Origin of the sequence: Acinetobacter sp. CWB-G5 (assembly GCF_019209785.1) — a bacterium.
GTDB lineage: Bacteria > Pseudomonadota > Gammaproteobacteria > Pseudomonadales > Moraxellaceae > Acinetobacter > Acinetobacter johnsonii.
In genome coordinates this window covers 42,391-58,201 of record NZ_JAHUTF010000001.1, presented here as the reverse complement: position 1 = coordinate 58,201, position 15,811 = coordinate 42,391, and the positions used below count along the sequence as shown (strand labels likewise).

Sequence of the window (15,811 nt, the reverse complement as noted above, 5' to 3'; positions counted from 1 at the left end):
AATAAATGAAAAAGCATATTCGCCTAAATATGATTGTTAAAAATGAGGCGCATGTCATCTTAAGATGTTTGGCGTCAGTTAAACCTTGGATAGATTCATGGTGCATTGTAGATACCGGTTCGAGTGATGGTACTCAGGACATTATTCAAGACTATTTAAAAGACATTCCTGGGCAGTTATATGAACGGCCTTGGAAAAATTTTGGGTACAACCGTACAGAGGCACTACAGCTTGCAGTCTCAAAAGATCTGCCTACTGCGGATTATCTCTTATTCATTGATGCGGATGAACAGTTGCAAGCTGCTGAAGATTTTGTTTTACCTGCACTTACGGCGAAAGCCTATTATTTTCCAGTGATTTATGGCGCTTTGCGTTATCGACGTAATGCCATGATTTCTACAACTCTAGAGTGGAGTTGGAAAGGGGTCATACATGAATATCTTCACTCACAGCAATTACATCGTTGGCAAACACTTGAAGGCTTGAACATATTTGTTCAGCATGATGGTGCTCGAGCAAAAAATAAAAATACATATCTCAATGATATTGCTTTGCTGGAACAAGGACTCATAGATGAGCCAGATAATTTGCGCTATGTTTTTTATTTGGCACAAAGTTACCGTGATGCTGGCATGTTTGAAAAAGCACGCGAGTATTTTTTAAAGCGTGCTGTAGCAGTTGGTTGGGAGGAGGAGCGCTGGATGGCCCAATTTCGGGCGGCGCAAATGGCCGAACGTCTAGGGCTAGATGAAGTCATCATTCACCGTGAATATTTAAAATCATGGATTTCAAATCAGTCACGCGCTGAACCACTCTATGCTCTAGCACGTTACTATCGGCTAAAAAAAGACTTTGACTTAGCTTGCTATTTTGCTATGCAAGCTATCGATATTCCTAGCCCCAAAGACGGGTTATTTGTGGATGCAAGTATCTATGAGTGGCGAGCATTAGATGAGTTGGCTGTTTCAGCAACCTATTGTAAAATATATAAAAAGCAAGGCCAAGAAGCCATGCAAAAATTGCTAACAGAAAAAAAGTACCCGAAGACACAGCAAGTGCGCATGTTGGCAAATGAGAAATTTTATAAATGAAAAAAAAGGAAATGATTCGCTCTGAATCAAAATCTGAATCCATCTTTTTAATGAACAAATGGTCTATTGCCGAAAAAAGAACGCATTTTATTTGTATGCTTAAGAGTTCTGGTTTTTGGCACTCCTCTTTATATTTAAGTTTAGTTCTATTGTTTCCCGTGACATTTGCAAGTGCCAATACAGAACAACCATCTTCTGTTAAAAGTAAAATCAATCAAATATGGCAGCCTAAACCTGACGATCAAGCCAATACGATTAAAATTGATGATTTTAATCGTTTATTCACCAATACATCGTCAGTCCAAGAGTTACCAAAAATAAGCGCCGCAGTGACGACTGACATGCCTAGTAGTAGTGTAAGGTCTGTCGCTGTAACAAAAAGAAGCCAACTGGATTTTTTAGATGCGATTCGGCAGGCATTGCAACGTCGTCCCGAAATTACTCAAGGCATTGCGGAAGTTGCTCAGCAGCAAGCAAATATTGATACCGTCAAATCACAGTATTTTCCTCAAATTTCAGGAGGATTTAATACTGGCGACTTTACGACAGGAGAGCGTGGCCGACAAGTTTTTAGTATTTCTGCGACACAAATGCTTTATGACTTCGGCAAAATAAAAAGTGCTGTGACTGTCGAACAAGCAAAGTTGATGCAAGACCAAGCGCAGTTATTACTTGAAATTGATGATATTTCATACCAAGTAGCCAATGCAATTGTGAATATCAAACGCTATGAAGAGCTCGTAAAAATTGCCGATCAACAAATTAGTGGTATTGGTCGTATCGCCGAAATTGCGCGGTTACGTGCACAAGCTGGTATTAGTAGCCAAGCAGATCCGATTCAAGCGCAGTCAAATTTAGAAGCAGCGCAATCGACCAAGGTGGTTCAGGAAGCCCAATTACATCAGTATCAACAAAAACTCAGAACTTTATTGGGATACGACGTTTCAAATGTAAATATAAATATGCCAAGTTTTTTAGTTGAAAAAGCAGGGTTATACGATGAAATTGATTTTAATAACGTTTCAAAAATGATGGCCGCACAAACTGCAGTTCAGATTGCGAAATTTCAGAAGCAACAAACTAAATTAAATGTCTATCCAACGTTAAATATTAAAGGCAGCCTGAGTCAGGCGGTAAATGGGCGCAATCCAAATAATAACGAAGATGATGGTTTTTATAATTCAATCATGCTTGAAGCTTCAAGCACCTTTTTTCAAGGTGGAGCGATTAGTGCGAGAAACCGTGCTGCTAGTTATGCAGAGGAAGCAGCTAAAGCACAAGTCAGTACTGTTTATTTAGATGTATTGGATCAAACTCGTTTGATTCAGACAGAAGTGGAAAGTAAGCAAAAGCAAATGGTGGTTCTTGCTCAACGACGTGAAACCACAAAACGAACCAAAGAACTCTATCAAGAACAATATAAATTAGGCACACGAACTGTTGTTGACTTGCTCAATGCTGAACAAGCAATACATGGTGCAGCTCAGGAAATTGAAGCTGCTCGCTATGATATTTATACAGCACTGATTCGATATATTGAAATTACTGGCCGTAGTAGAGCTGTTTATCAATTAAATAATACGCCTATTCAGGGACTTGAGGTGGTGTCATGAGCAGTTCATTAAATTACCAACCATGGCTAAAAGCAGTGCTTCGTATTGCAAAGCACTATCGTATTGAAACATCAGAAGAACAACTTCGTTTGCAACTCAACTGGAATCAAAGTGATTCTATCGCGGAGACTTTGACACTCATGACCCGTCAACTGGGGATGAGTCTACGTCAAGTGCCATTCAGTCAAGATTTACTCAACCCATGGTTGTTACCTGTCGTTGTCGAGTTCTCAGATGGACAAGTCGCTGTAATTGAAAAAGCAGATTCAGATGGCAATATCAGCATCCAGTTCAGTGCTGACGAAGGGCTTACACAAACCTATACCATTACGAAACTACAAGAACATATTCGCTTTGTTTATATCATTCGACCTGAAAAATCGGTGAGTGATGTCCGGGTTGATGAATACATCAAGCCTTATGAAGCCAGTTGGTTTTGGGGCATCGTATTACAAGACTGGAAACGTTATATAGACATTATGTTTGCCTCTTTAATGGCGAATATCCTTGCATTAGCAACCGTCGTATTTTCTATGAATGTCTATGACCGTGTCATTCCAGCACAGTCAATCCCAACGTTGTGGGTGCTGGCAGGTGGAGTATTAATTGCGGCAATTTTTGAGTTTTCGATACGCGTTGCACGGGTTTTTTTATCAGACATTATTGGTAAAAGAGCAGATTTAAAAATATCGGATCGGGTCTTTGGTCATGCTTTACGCATTAAAAATAAAGAACGCTCAAAATCAACAGGTACATTTATTTCTCAAATTAGAGAATTAGAAGGGGTTCGTGAACTAGTCACTTCAACCACCATTTCAGCAATTGCCGATTTACCTTTTTTCTTAATGTTCTTAGTAATCTTTTGGCTTATTGGCGGCAATCTGTTTTGGGTCATGCTTGTGGTTGTTCCTTTGATGATTTTGCCGGGTCTACTGATTCAAAAGCCTTTAGCAAAATTGGCTAAAGAAGGTATGCGTGAAGGTGCGATTCGTAATGCCATGCTCGTTGAAGTGGTACAGGGTATTGAAGACATTAAACTGCTTAGAGCTGAGTCTCGCTTTCAAAATCAATGGAACCGTATGAATGAAATTTCTGCTGATATTTCCATGCGTCAGAGAAAGTTGGTGGGTGTGTTGAATGCATGGACACAGAAGATTCAAGGGTTGACCTTTGCTGTTGTCGTGTTAGTGGGGTGTTTTGCGGTCATGAAAGGTGAAATGACAACGGGGGCATTGGTGGCATGTTCGATGCTGTCTTCTCGCATGCTTGGACCTATAGCCCAAATTGCAGGGGTACTTGGGCGCTTACAACAGGCAAAAGTTGCAAAAACAGGTCTAGATGAACTGATGAAACGTGCTGTTGATCAACCTGAGCGGGCACATTTAATTCATCGACCTGTGATCAATGGTGATTATGACTTAACAGACGTTAGTTTTAAATACAGTGATGGAGATGAAAAGCCCAACTTACACATTGCTAAATTGGTCATAAGAGCTGGCGAAAAAATTGCGATTCTTGGACGAAATGGCGCAGGTAAATCGACCTTATTGCAGTTGTTATCGGGGATGCAAGAACCCACACAAGGCAAAATTAAACTCGATGGACTGGAATTAAGACTGATTGATCCCGCAGATGTAAGGCGAGATATGGGATTGCTCAATCAAAATGCACATCTCTTTTTTGGCACAGTTCGAGAGAATTTGACGCTTGGAGCACCTCTGGCCAGTGATCAAGAAATTTTAAATGTCTTAAAAATTACAGGTGCACTCGATTTTATTCAAGCTAAAAAGGAAGGGCTTGATTTTCAAATTTTAGAAGGTGGTACTGGGTTTTCAGGTGGGCAACGTCAGGCTTTGTTAATGGCGCGCTTATTGATTTGTCAGCCGAATATTTTACTGCTCGATGAACCAACGTCATTTTTAGATGAAGTCACAGAAAAACAATTAATTGATCATTTAAAGCACTGGTTAAGACCAAAAACCATGATTATTGCGACGCATCGTCGTGCGGTTTTAGAACTTGTCGATCGGATTATTGTGGTGAACGACGGAAAGATTGTAATGGATGGACCACGAGATCAGATTCTAAATCAATCAAAACAACAAAAAACTGCTGAGGTGTTGAAGTCATGAGTCAAACGGAATCTAGTAAAAAAAGCGTTTCTGCTCTCAACTTTCAACCGCCTTTACCGAGTGTTAGCAAGTTCATTTGGGTGATTTGTATTGGATTACTTGTGCTGTTGGCTTGGGCATGGTTTTTTGAATTAGAAGAAGTCTCTACAGGCTCAGGTAAAGTCATTCCATCATCTAAAGAACAATCGATTCAATCCTTAGAAGGCGGGATTTTAACTAAACTGTATGTCAGTGAAGGGGAAATTGTAAAGCAAGGACAAGTTCTAGCACAGCTAGATCCAACGCGTTTTGCTTCAAATGTAGGTGAGTCAGAATCACTCTTAATTGCGTCAAAAGCGACTGCTGCACGACTTCGTGCGGAGGTCAACGCTACTCCCTTGGTATTTCCAGAAGATGTGCTAAAAATACCTAAGTTAGTCAGTGAAGAAACTGCCTTATATCAATCTCGCCGTTCGAATTTAAATGATTCGGTATCTGGCTTAAGTCAAGCTTTGGTTTTGGTGGAACAGGAGCTTGCGATGACAGAGCCCCTTGTCGCAAAAGGGGCAGCTAGTGAAGTAGAGGTGCTTCGTTTGAAACGAGAGGCCAATGACCTTCGAAATCAGATGAACGATATTCGCAATCAATATTATGTTAAAGCACGGGAAGAATTGGCCAAAGCTAATATTGATATTGAAACTCAAGCACAGGTGATTAAAGGCAAAACGGATACCTTACAGCGCACTGTTTTTAAGTCACCTGTACGGGGCATTGTCAAAGAAATTGATGTCATGACCATTGGTGGTGTCATTCCACAAAATGGAAAGTTGATGACCATCGTTCCTTTAGATGAACAGCTTTTAATTGAGGCCCGCATTTCGCCACGCGATATTGCTTTTATTCGACCTGACCAAGAGGCTTTGGTGAAAGTGACGGCCTATGATTATTCAATTTATGGCGGTTTGCATGGAAAAGTGACGGTCATTTCACCCGATACAATACGTGATGAGGTCAAGCAAGATCAGTTCTATTACCGTGCTTATATCCGTACAGACTCTGACAAACTCATCAATAAGCAAGGTAAACAATTTAACATTACACCGGGTATGGTGGCAGTCGTGGATATTAAAACGGGGCATAAGACGGTGTTGGACTATTTAATAAAACCGTTTAACAAAGCCAAAGAAGCACTGCGTGAACGTTAATATCCGCCCATTGGTTTGAAACAATAAAAAAGCCAACGATGACATCACATGCGTTGGCTTTTTTATTAAGTCACTGGTTTTACAAATAAGAATCAGCGCTGAAAATTGGCTTGAAATAGACGCTGTTTTTAATCATTTATACTGTGGTTTTGGTCGAAACCCAGCACAGCAAAGCACCGAGACAGACCATCAACGCACCTTGCCAAAAACTGAAAGTTAAATGCGTACTTAAAATGACAGCGGAAACCACAGCAGAAAGCACAGGAATAAAATACGATGCGGCAGCCAATAGTGTGACATTGCCATGCAATATACCAATATTCCATGCGCCATACCCCATACCCATTGCAAAGGCTGCGAGGACTAAATAAATGGTGGGCTGCAGTTCAAAACTCAAAGTGCCCTCTCCTAACAACAACCATTTAACCCACAGCACAATTGAAACTAAAATGAAAAATAGTGTTACTCCATTTTTACCATTCGCCATTTTTGTGGTGAGGGTGCAATAAGACGCCCAAAGTACAGTGCCAAGCAATGCCAAACCATAGCTTAGAGGGTTATTTTGAATATTGCTGAGCATGCCTTTAAAGCTTAATCCTTGATCACCGCCCAGCACCCAACAAATACCGATCAGCGAGACTAAAAAGCTGGGTACGATGAGAAAATTGGCTTTTTGTTTATTAAATACAATCGCAAAAATAATGGTAAAGGTCGGCCACAGGTAGTTCACCATACCAACCTCGATGGCTTGTCGACTGCTAGTTGAGTAACCAATGGACAGGGCAAGGCAAATTTCATAAGAAACAAACAGCAAGCTACCCCAAACCAGATAGGGAAGAGGAAATTCTTTTAACCGAGGCCAACCAAATAAGAGCAACAAAAAAACAGAGGCCAACGAGTAAATAAGGGCGGCTCCACCAATCGCTCCAAAGCTGTTACTCACTTCTTTAATCAGAGCAATAATTAAACTCCATAATACAATGGCAGCCAAACCAATCCATGTTGCTTTCGTCGAGTTCATTTTGTTTGGAGTCTTTAACATATTCATTTAATTTGTAAATTCTGTTTAGCATTTCCATTGTCTGGTTGAAAATGGATTTACAGTGCAATTTTTAAGGCTACTGAGCGCTGCCGACATTATACGGAAAAATGGTGGTCAGTCGCTTATATACCTGATCATGAATCACGTGAATTTACTCCACCTCAAGAGGCTGCTCATGCTGCTTAAGAACATGAGCCAAACTTTGTACAGCACGTTCTATTTGAATCAGCTCAAAATCACCTAAACCAAGTACTAAACCAGAGCGTTTACGTTCCAAGGAAAAGGTTGGAGAAACCGCTTTAATCGCAATACCAGCATCGAGTACAGCTTGAGCGATTTTCCGATCATCCATGTAATCTGCAAGCCATAGCACCATATGCATGCCTTGATCTCCAGCTTGTAAATAGCCTAAGTGTTTTGGAATATAACGTTCAATCATGTCAATTAAATATCGACGGTTCTCTGCATAGACATTACGAATCCGTCGAATATGACGTTCTAAATAACCTTCTTGAATAAAGGCAGCCAAAACGTGCTGATCAGCAGAGGGAGGATGACGGTCGATCAAAACACGCAATCCACAAAAAGGAGCGACCAACGCTTTGGGTAGTACGGCATAGCCGAGGCGTAGTGATGGGAACAGTACTTTGCTAAATGTCCCCAAATAGATGACTTGTTCAGGTGCTAACCCTTGTAAGGCAGGAAAAGGCTGGCCACTGTAGCGCAGTTCACTGTCATAATCGTCTTCAATAATCCAAGCGCTTTGCTGTTTGGCCCACGTGAGCAATGCTGTACGTCTAGATAAACTCATCGGCATACCAATTGGGTATTGATGAGAAGGAGTTACAAAGGCAGCACGGGCATTGGGCGCGAGTTTTATACTTGTATCGACTTGAATTCCTTCTTCATCCACGGGAACACGAACAATGTGTAAGGGTTGTATTGAGTTTTCTAGTAGCGCCGTTGTACCTCGGTAGGCAGGGTCTTCGACCCAAACCTGGTCTTGTGCTTTAAATAGAATCTGACTACAGATATATAGAGCCTGTTGGATGCCACTAGTTATCACTATTTGCTCAGGTTCACAGTGGACAGAACGAGAGCGTCGTACATAGTCAGCAATCGCAACTCGTAAGGAAAATACACCTTGTGGGTCATCATAACCAGAGGGTGCGCCTACTCCTCGAGCACGATAGCGGTTACCAAATTTTCTCCAAATATCATTTGGTTGGGTGCGCCCAATAGGCACAGAGACTGCAAAAGGAAGATGGGGAAGCGGTTTAAATTCTTTCAATACTTCAGCATAAGCCTGAGCTGCGGGTGTCAGCTGAACGTGAGTAGGGTGAGTATTTCTCCGCTCCTGAGTTTGCTGAGACTTTGAATGCGATAAGGCATCTGAAACGAAAGTTCCTTGGCGTGCACGTGCCTCTAAAACCCCTTCAGCTAAGAGTTGATCATACGCTTCAATAATGGTGCCACGCGAAACATTTAATGTCATCGCCAATTCTCGCGATGAAGGTAAGGGATCCCCCGCTTGTAAATCACCATTTTGTACCGCTTGTCGCAATGCTTGAATCAGTTGGGCGGCTATTTGTCCCTGCATTTTATTGAGTTTTGCGATAGAGGGGAGTTCTACGACTTTTGCCATTCTTGCCATAATTCTGGTCTACTCAAAGTAATACAAACTGGTACTTTTGAATAATCCAATTAAACCTGAGAATTTACAACAACAAATATAGCAACAATGAGCTCAAGGAGGCTGTGCCGTGTATATTCCAGCAGATTTTGAAGTGACTCAAATAGATGAGCTACATCAGCTCATACAGAATTATCCATTGGGTATTTTATTTACACATGGGATCAGTGGTTTAGACGCGAATCACTTACCCTTTGAATTACAAGCTGATAATACTGAATTTGGCATATTGCATGCCCATGTCTCTCGAAATAATCCTGTTTGGCAAGACCTGAAGAATGGCGATGAAGTGTTGGTGGTCTTTCGAGCTGGAGATGCGTATATCTCACCGCAGTGGTATCCCAGCAAACAAGAGCATCATCAGCAAGTACCGACATGGAACTATCGAGTGGTACATGCTTATGGTCGTGTGACTATTCGGGATGATGAGCGCTATGTACGCGGTGTGGTGGCATGTTTGACACGAACTCATGAAGCAACACAACCCGAGCCGTGGAAAATGTCGGATGCTCCGAAGGACTATCTTGAACCCATGCTAAAAGCAATTGTGGGGATCGAAATCGAAATTACTCAGTTGCAAGGCAAATCGAAACTCGGCCAAAACAAAGAACATCGAGATGTTCTGGGTGTAGCGAATGCACTGACAAAAACGGGACAGCTTGAGATAGCCGATGCAATGCATTTGATTGCCGCATCAAAAATCAACTCGATCTAGCCACAGATGATCCAACTTAACGAATTAAAATATAAGGAGTGAGCCATGCAGTGCTTAAAACCTGTGGTTTTACAGGGTGAGAGAATTATATTAAAACCGCTTGAGTTTGAACACGCTCCAGCACTGTGTGATGCAGTGCGTGATGGCGAGTTATGGAAGTTGTGGTATACCCGCATTCCTTCACCTGAGCAGATGATGGCTGAAATCCAACGCCGCCTAGATTTACAGCGGCTGGGCAGTATGTTGCCATTTACGGTGGAAGCACGAGACAGTGGTAGGCTGTTAGGGATGACGACTTTTATGAATATCGAAGCCGAGCACCGCCGTGTTGAAATTGGCTCAACATGGTATAGCCAGTCCGCGCAGCGTAGTTATGTCAATACGGAGTGTAAAAATCTTCTGCTTTCGCATGCATTTGATACTTTGAATTGTATTGCGGTTGAGTTCCGTACGTCTTCTTTTAATTTTAAAAGTCGGGCTGCGATTGAACGTTTAGGGGCAAAATTAGACGGGGTACTTAGAAGTCACCAAATTGTGCAGAATGATATTTTAAGAGATACATATGTGTACAGTATTTTAAAAAGTGAATGGCCTGCGGTGCAGCAGCATTTGAGAGCGCTCTTGAGCAAGAAATAACGTTTTGTCTAGCCGACTCGTTTCATTAGAGAAAAATAATACATAAAAAAGCGGCATTACTTTCATATGAAAATAATGCCGTAGATGTACAACTAAATGATCAGTGATATTTGACCTAAAATTACCAGTCGTATTTTAGTCCCACTCTAAAGTTAGTTGGTGCGCCATAGTAGCTGTTTGTAGTTGATAGATGATATTTCTCATTGAACAGGTTATTTAAATTAAAATTCACTACAAGATTTTCATTGATTTTATAACGTGCCATCAAGTCAACCAATGTATAGCTGTCTTGTGTGAATCGAGTCTTATTAGACTCATTATCTTGATAAATTTCACTTTGCCAGCGTAGTCCACCACCTACTGTTAAAGCTTCGTCGAGGTAAGGCAGGGTATAAGTGGTAAATAATTTAGCGGTATTGTTTGGGATACTTGTATTTAAGTTCTTGCCATTTTTGTCCTGAGAGAGATTGCGTGAAAAACTTGCAGAAAGTTGCCAAGTATCCGTCAGTTTACCTGTGGTTTCTAACTCAAAGCCGCGGCTTTTTGTACCAGATTCTGTACGGTATGCTTGAGAGCCATTTGGTGCAGTTTTCCCTTCTATTGCAATGCTTTTATTATCTTCTTGGGTTTGATAAATGGCAGCACCGAAGTTTAGTTGGTTATCAAAGAATTCACCTTTAATCCCCAGCTCTGTGCTATTTCCTACCAGTGGATCGATATAGCTACCTGTGGTGGTTTGCTTGTCTTGTGGTAAGAAAATATTGGTATAACTTGCATAACCTGTCCATTGCTCTGTTAAGTCATAGGTGATGCCAACATAAGGAATGAGTTTGTTCTTTTCTTCACGTATTGAAGTCACGAGTTTTTGATCTGAGTTGGTGTAGTCTTTATCTACGCGTTGCCAATTTTCTAAACGTGTTCCTAAAATCACCGCCAGTGGATCAGCCAATTTTAAACGTACTGCACCAAATACAGATTGGCTTTTCTCATCATTGCTGTACCAGCCATCAATCGGCATTTCAGGGCGTGTCGGGTTATGCCCATCCCACTCGAAAATATTATCCAAAGTATTTACACTCCAACCCGAATAGGTTGGACGTTTATTTTTACTTCTGGCATAGGTGGTGCCTAAAACCACATCATGGCTTTGGTTGAGTAAGTCAAATGAACCATTTAAGGTTAAGTTAAAGAGGTCTTGAGTGGGTTCGTAGTCCCAGTGAGATCCATAGAGTAAAGTACCTGCCCCAGTTTCTTTATTAATTCCTGAGCGTGCGTAACCATAACCGACAATTTCATCAGAGGCTGTGATCGTACGAGATATGACACCTTTGAGCTTCCAACGCCCGTTAAACTGGTGCTCAATATCTGCAAAATAAGCTGTTGTTGTTCGATCAGACTCACTCCAACTTGCAGCATTTGAGTCCGAACGTGACCAATCGATGAGACTGCCATCGGTATAAAATGAAGGTAAACCGCCACGGGCAATACCTGAAATATCCATTTTTTGATAACTGAGCCCCAAACTGGCTTTGGTTTTTTCTGTAAGGTCTGCCTCAACAACACCATAGGCAATTTTACGTTCTTCACTATAGCGGTCGATATAAGAGTCGCCCGTTTGATAGGCGAGAACGGTACGTCCACGAATCGTGCCTGCTTGGTTTAATGGAGATGAGACATCGACATCGGTACGATAAGTGTCCCATGAACCTGCGCTAGCGCTAATAGAGGCTTTAAAATCTTGTAAAGGTTTCTTTCTTACCATATTAATACTTGCACTGGCAGAGCCTGCACCCGTCATTAAACCATTGGCACCACGCACCACCTCAACACGGTCAAATAAAGCAGTGTCCTGACTTTGGAAAATACTGCTATATGAACTTATCAGCTTTACGCCATCGAGTAGAAAGTTATCAACCGTTTGGCCACGTGCATAAATAGGCGAGTTATCACTGCCGATGTTACCGTTTTGGTTAATGGTCAAACCTGCGGCCTGTGAAACAACATCGGTCAATTGCGTCAGGTTTTGATCTTCCATTTGTTGGCGGGTAATAACACTCACCAATTGTGGCGTCTCTTTGAGTGAAAGTGCCAAACCCGTCGATGCTGTGGTGGCTTTGGCTGTATAGGAACCCGAGCCTTCAGTCGTTAAGTTATTGCCTGAGTTTGCTTTTAAAGAAATCGTTGCGAGCTGAGCAGTTCCATCTGCACTGGTCACTTGACTACTGTTTGCACCTGAAGCGTTATTGGCTTGACTATGAATGGCTTCAAGTTGAACTTCTCTTGTTTGGGCTTGGGCTCGTTGTCTTGCTTGAACACTATAGCCGCCATTGTTGACTTTTACTGCAAGCAAAGCATGAGGTTGTAATAATGCAGCCAATGCTTGATCGACTGCATAATTACCTTTTAGCGCCTTCGCTTGCAAATTTGAAAGAGCCTTTGAGTCATAGCTGATGGTTGTCCCTGTTTGGATTGCGAGTTGTTTTAGCGCCTCATCTAAAGGGAGTTGAGTAATGTTCACAGGATACGTTGTGGCAGCATAAACAACAGTAGTAGCGAAGCTTCCTGCCATCAGTGGCATGCCCCATAAAACTGCGCGAATAGCCATCGCTAAGCTACTTTTTGCCTGATAATCCTTCATGCGGTGTTCTCGATTGGGAGTGTATTTCTGTATAAGTCGAGTCAGTTCAAAAAAAGGGTCAAATTTTTATCTTTTTTTTATTTTTAATAAATAAGCACTGTAATAATCTAATTCAAGCTGATGGGTATAGGCCAAGTTCTCTAGACTTTGCTTTGGGTTTTTTAATGAAAATACCCCCGAAACACGGACTTTTTCTAACTCAGGATCGATAAAATAAGTTCCATTTTGATAACGATACAATTCATCCAATACTTTTTTAAGAGGCCATTGTTCGACAACCAGTAAATGTTGTGTCCAATAAGGTTGGTCATTTTGAAGCGGGTTGATGACTGAAATTGAACTTGCATCAAAACTGGTACGTTGACCTTGCTGTAAAAGTTTTCGTGTCGTTGTTTCAGCAGGGTATAAAGCTACTGAGTGTTCATAAACTTTGACTTTGGTGCGATGTCGGGCTTCTTGGCGAACGGTAAATTGTGTACCCAGTGCTTCAATTTTGCCATCTTGAGTAGTGACCATAAATGGACGATGCTGCGGATCTTTGGCCGTCTGAATATAAATTTCGCCTTCTACCAATTCAATTTGTCGAGTTTGTTTTGAAAAGTCGACATTCACATAACTGTTACTGGCTAAAATCAGCTTCGTACCATCTGCCAAAGGCACCGTTTTAATTTCACCCACTTGTGTGTGGTGGTCGGCTTGCCACTTTGCCCACGGCATACTATATGCACTTAAACCAAGGACTAAAAAGCCCGATAGCCCAAACAGTATATTGTGTTTTAAAGAAGTATTAAATTTTTGCTTAGACTCGACTAATGCATCATTTTGGAAAGAGGAAGGTAAACCCGATAAACCTTGAGTAAAACGTTCGATCAGTGAAATGGCTAAAGCATGTTCCTTACTTTGAGACTTCCATTGCTCAAATTGCTGTAGTTGTATTTCGGTGATTTCCCCAGAATGAATCAGCACCAGCCAATCAGCGGCTGCATCTAAGATACTTTCAGGAAGAGGGGAAGGCTGTGACATAGCAGTTGTAAGGAAATCGATTAGTCGGTTGGATTATAAAGACTTATACAGGCTAAAAAAGCCTGCTTCATATCTCTTTTTACCGTTGCTTCAGAAATATTCAGCTTTTCGCTAATCGCTCGATAGGTCAGACCATCTAACTGAGACAATAAAAAGACTTGAGATGTACGCGTTGGTAGTTTCTCAAGCATACGATGAACCTGATACAAGGTTTCTCGAATGCACACCTCATGTTCTGCCGAAGGGTAGTAGTTTTCTGGTAGCTGTGCCAACGCATCTAAATACAACCTTTCAACATGCTGATGCCGCCAGTGATCAATGATCACATGTTTAGCAATACCCATGAGCCATGCTTGAGGCTCTTTAATTTTTTCAAAACAATATTCACTTTTCAGAGCACGATAAAACACTTCCTGACTCAGGTCTTCAGACTGATGGTGGTGTTGCAGTTTGTGTTTGAACCATGACAACAAGGTTGTTTGATGGGTGTTGTAGAGATGACTAAACCACAATTTTTTTTGGACATTTAAGTTCATATTTTTAACTCATGACCCTAGAAAAATATCCTGAATCTCAGCAGTAAAAGTGGGATAAAGAAATGAAAGGTTGAATATTAATGATAATCATTATTAAATGCAATTACAAATCGCAACATTTAGCGTGAGCTGTTTTTTGTTTTCATCCGTCTTATTAATAGATATGCGTGATTTGGGATAGGAAGTTTCAATTTTTTAAATACTTAATTTGATCAAGTTTTAAAAAATTGTATGGATCTTCCGATTTTGAACAGTATGTGTTGGGCGAAAATTTTTTGTAATGAATAGGAAATGTAATGAGTGAGCCATTGAACAATAACAATCCAACAAAACATTTTCTTTATCGTCGAACACTTTGGATTGGATTCATCATTGTCATTTTATTGTTAGGCATGGGAGGGCTGTATTGGAAAAAAGCGATGTCTCAACCTAGCGAAGAATATAGTCAATGGGATAAACCTGTCCCTGTACGTGTTGTGCCTGTGCAGCGACAAGACTTGCAGGTGGAAATTAAAGCCATCGGTACAGTTGTTCCGACCCATACAGTGAATGTTCAAACTCAGGTTTCGGGTGTTCTCAAGCAGATTTATTTTAAAGAAGGGCAGACTGTTCAAAAAGGACAACTTCTTGCTCAAGTTGACCCTGCACCATTTCAAGTGGCTTTGGCACAGGCAGAGGGGACACAACAGCAAAACTTAGCTCAACTACGAAATGCAGAAACTGAGTTAGCACGTTATCAACTGCTGTTTAAGCAAGACTCAATTGCTAAACAACAAGTTGAACAACAGCTCGCTTTAGTCAATCAGTTGAAAGGGCAAATACAGGCCAATCGTGCACAGGTTGATGCAGCCAAATTACAATTGTCTTATACCAAAATTTATTCACCGATTAATGGACGAGTTGGTTTTCAGCAGAAAGATGCGGGTAATTTAATTCAGGCCAATGATACGACAGGTTTGGTTAGCATCACCCAAGTTCATCCTATTTATGTACAGTTTTCAGTTGCTGAACATGATTTGACTCATTTGCGTGAAAACATGAAACAGGGACATCAAGTCCCAGTCAAGGCATGGGATAAAGCAGAACAAAAGCAACTTGCGGTTGGGCAGGTGCAGGCGTTGGATAACCAGATTGATGCCAATACAGGTACCTTAAAGATCAAGGCAATTTTTGATAATCGTGATGATGTTTTATTTCCCAATCAGTTTGTCAATGTTCGTTTAAATGCACATACCGTTCAAGATGCCATCAGTATTCCAAGTGACGCCGTGCAACATGGTGCCAAAGGCACTTATGTGTATATCGTCAATTCGCAGAAAAAAGCAGAAATTCGTATGCTCACCCTTGGCTTAAGTTCTAATGGGCAGATTCAAGTTTTAACAGGCTTAAATGGTACGGAGCAGGTGGTTTTAGAAGGAATTGACCGACTTGCAGAAGGCAAAGAAGTTCAAATTGTCTCGGATCAACCGCAAGTCATGGCCACATCAAAACCTGCTGTTGGATAAGAC

Annotated in this window: 12 protein-coding genes; 7 read left to right on the top strand and 5 right to left on the bottom strand. The window is 41.2% G+C overall.

Going from position 1 to position 15,811, the window contains the following annotated elements; all coding sequences use genetic code 11:
* The first annotated feature begins 5 nt into the window (after positions 1 to 5).
* From KVY11_RS00270 to KVY11_RS00255, 4 genes are read left to right on the top strand one after another with little or no spacing between them, the layout of a single operon-like run.
* Positions 6 to 1,091 carry a glycosyltransferase gene (locus KVY11_RS00270; RefSeq protein WP_218287581.1) on the top strand — a complete coding sequence of 362 codons (1,086 nt, stop codon included), beginning with the start codon at positions 6 to 8 and terminating at the stop codon, positions 1,089 to 1,091.
* Positions 1,088 to 2,704, top strand: coding sequence for a TolC family protein (locus KVY11_RS00265; RefSeq protein WP_218287580.1), 1,617 nt, complete (start codon positions 1,088 to 1,090; stop codon positions 2,702 to 2,704). Before KVY11_RS00270 ends, KVY11_RS00265 begins: the two co-directional genes overlap by 4 nt.
* Positions 2,701 to 4,836, top strand: a complete 2,136-nt coding sequence (locus KVY11_RS00260) for a type I secretion system permease/ATPase (protein WP_218287578.1) — start codon at positions 2,701 to 2,703, stop codon at positions 4,834 to 4,836. Before KVY11_RS00265 ends, KVY11_RS00260 begins: the two co-directional genes overlap by 4 nt.
* Positions 4,833 to 6,020: an HlyD family efflux transporter periplasmic adaptor subunit gene (locus tag KVY11_RS00255; RefSeq protein WP_218287576.1), complete on the top strand. Its 1,188-nt coding sequence runs from the start codon at positions 4,833 to 4,835 to the stop codon at positions 6,018 to 6,020. The genes KVY11_RS00260 and KVY11_RS00255 overlap by 4 nt, the downstream gene beginning before the upstream one ends.
* Positions 6,021 to 6,156: 136 nt before the next feature.
* Here the strand turns inward: KVY11_RS00255 and yddG are convergent, their stop codons facing one another.
* Entirely contained in the window at positions 6,157 to 7,041 is an 885-nt protein-coding gene (gene yddG, locus KVY11_RS00250) for an aromatic amino acid DMT transporter YddG (RefSeq protein ID WP_218287574.1), read from the bottom strand.
* 172 nt (positions 7,042 to 7,213) lie between these two features.
* Positions 7,214 to 8,716 (bottom strand): PLP-dependent aminotransferase family protein, encoded by a 1,503-nt coding sequence (locus KVY11_RS00245; protein ID WP_218287573.1) that lies wholly within the window; start codon positions 8,714 to 8,716, stop codon positions 7,214 to 7,216.
* 109 nt (positions 8,717 to 8,825) lie between these two features.
* Here KVY11_RS00245 and KVY11_RS00240 point away from each other — a divergent pair, with 109 nt between their 5' ends.
* A complete protein-coding gene (locus KVY11_RS00240; RefSeq protein ID WP_218287571.1) occupies positions 8,826 to 9,470 on the top strand; it encodes an FMN-binding negative transcriptional regulator in 645 nt (214 codons plus the stop codon).
* Between the two features lie 45 nt (positions 9,471 to 9,515).
* Positions 9,516 to 10,106: a GNAT family N-acetyltransferase gene (locus KVY11_RS00235; protein WP_218287569.1), complete on the top strand. Its 591-nt coding sequence runs from the start codon at positions 9,516 to 9,518 to the stop codon at positions 10,104 to 10,106.
* A gap of 121 nt (positions 10,107 to 10,227) precedes the next feature.
* On the opposite strand, the gene KVY11_RS00230 is transcribed toward KVY11_RS00235, so the two are convergent.
* From KVY11_RS00230 to KVY11_RS00220, 3 genes are all read right to left on the bottom strand, one after another.
* The gene (locus tag KVY11_RS00230) at positions 10,228 to 12,744 is read right to left on the bottom strand and encodes a TonB-dependent receptor (RefSeq protein ID WP_218287567.1); all 2,517 of its coding nucleotides are present in this window, start codon (positions 12,742 to 12,744) and stop codon (positions 10,228 to 10,230) included.
* 66 nt (positions 12,745 to 12,810) lie between these two features.
* Positions 12,811 to 13,767: a FecR family protein gene (locus tag KVY11_RS00225; RefSeq protein ID WP_218287566.1), complete on the bottom strand. Its 957-nt coding sequence runs from the start codon at positions 13,765 to 13,767 to the stop codon at positions 12,811 to 12,813.
* A gap of 20 nt (positions 13,768 to 13,787) precedes the next feature.
* Positions 13,788 to 14,303 (bottom strand): sigma-70 family RNA polymerase sigma factor, encoded by a 516-nt coding sequence (locus KVY11_RS00220; protein ID WP_087014265.1) that lies wholly within the window; start codon positions 14,301 to 14,303, stop codon positions 13,788 to 13,790.
* 296 nt (positions 14,304 to 14,599) lie between these two features.
* Here KVY11_RS00220 and KVY11_RS00215 point away from each other — a divergent pair, with 296 nt between their 5' ends.
* Positions 14,600 to 15,808 (top strand): efflux RND transporter periplasmic adaptor subunit, encoded by a 1,209-nt coding sequence (locus tag KVY11_RS00215; RefSeq protein WP_218287564.1) that lies wholly within the window; start codon positions 14,600 to 14,602, stop codon positions 15,806 to 15,808.
* The last annotated feature ends 3 nt before the right edge of the window (positions 15,809 to 15,811 follow it).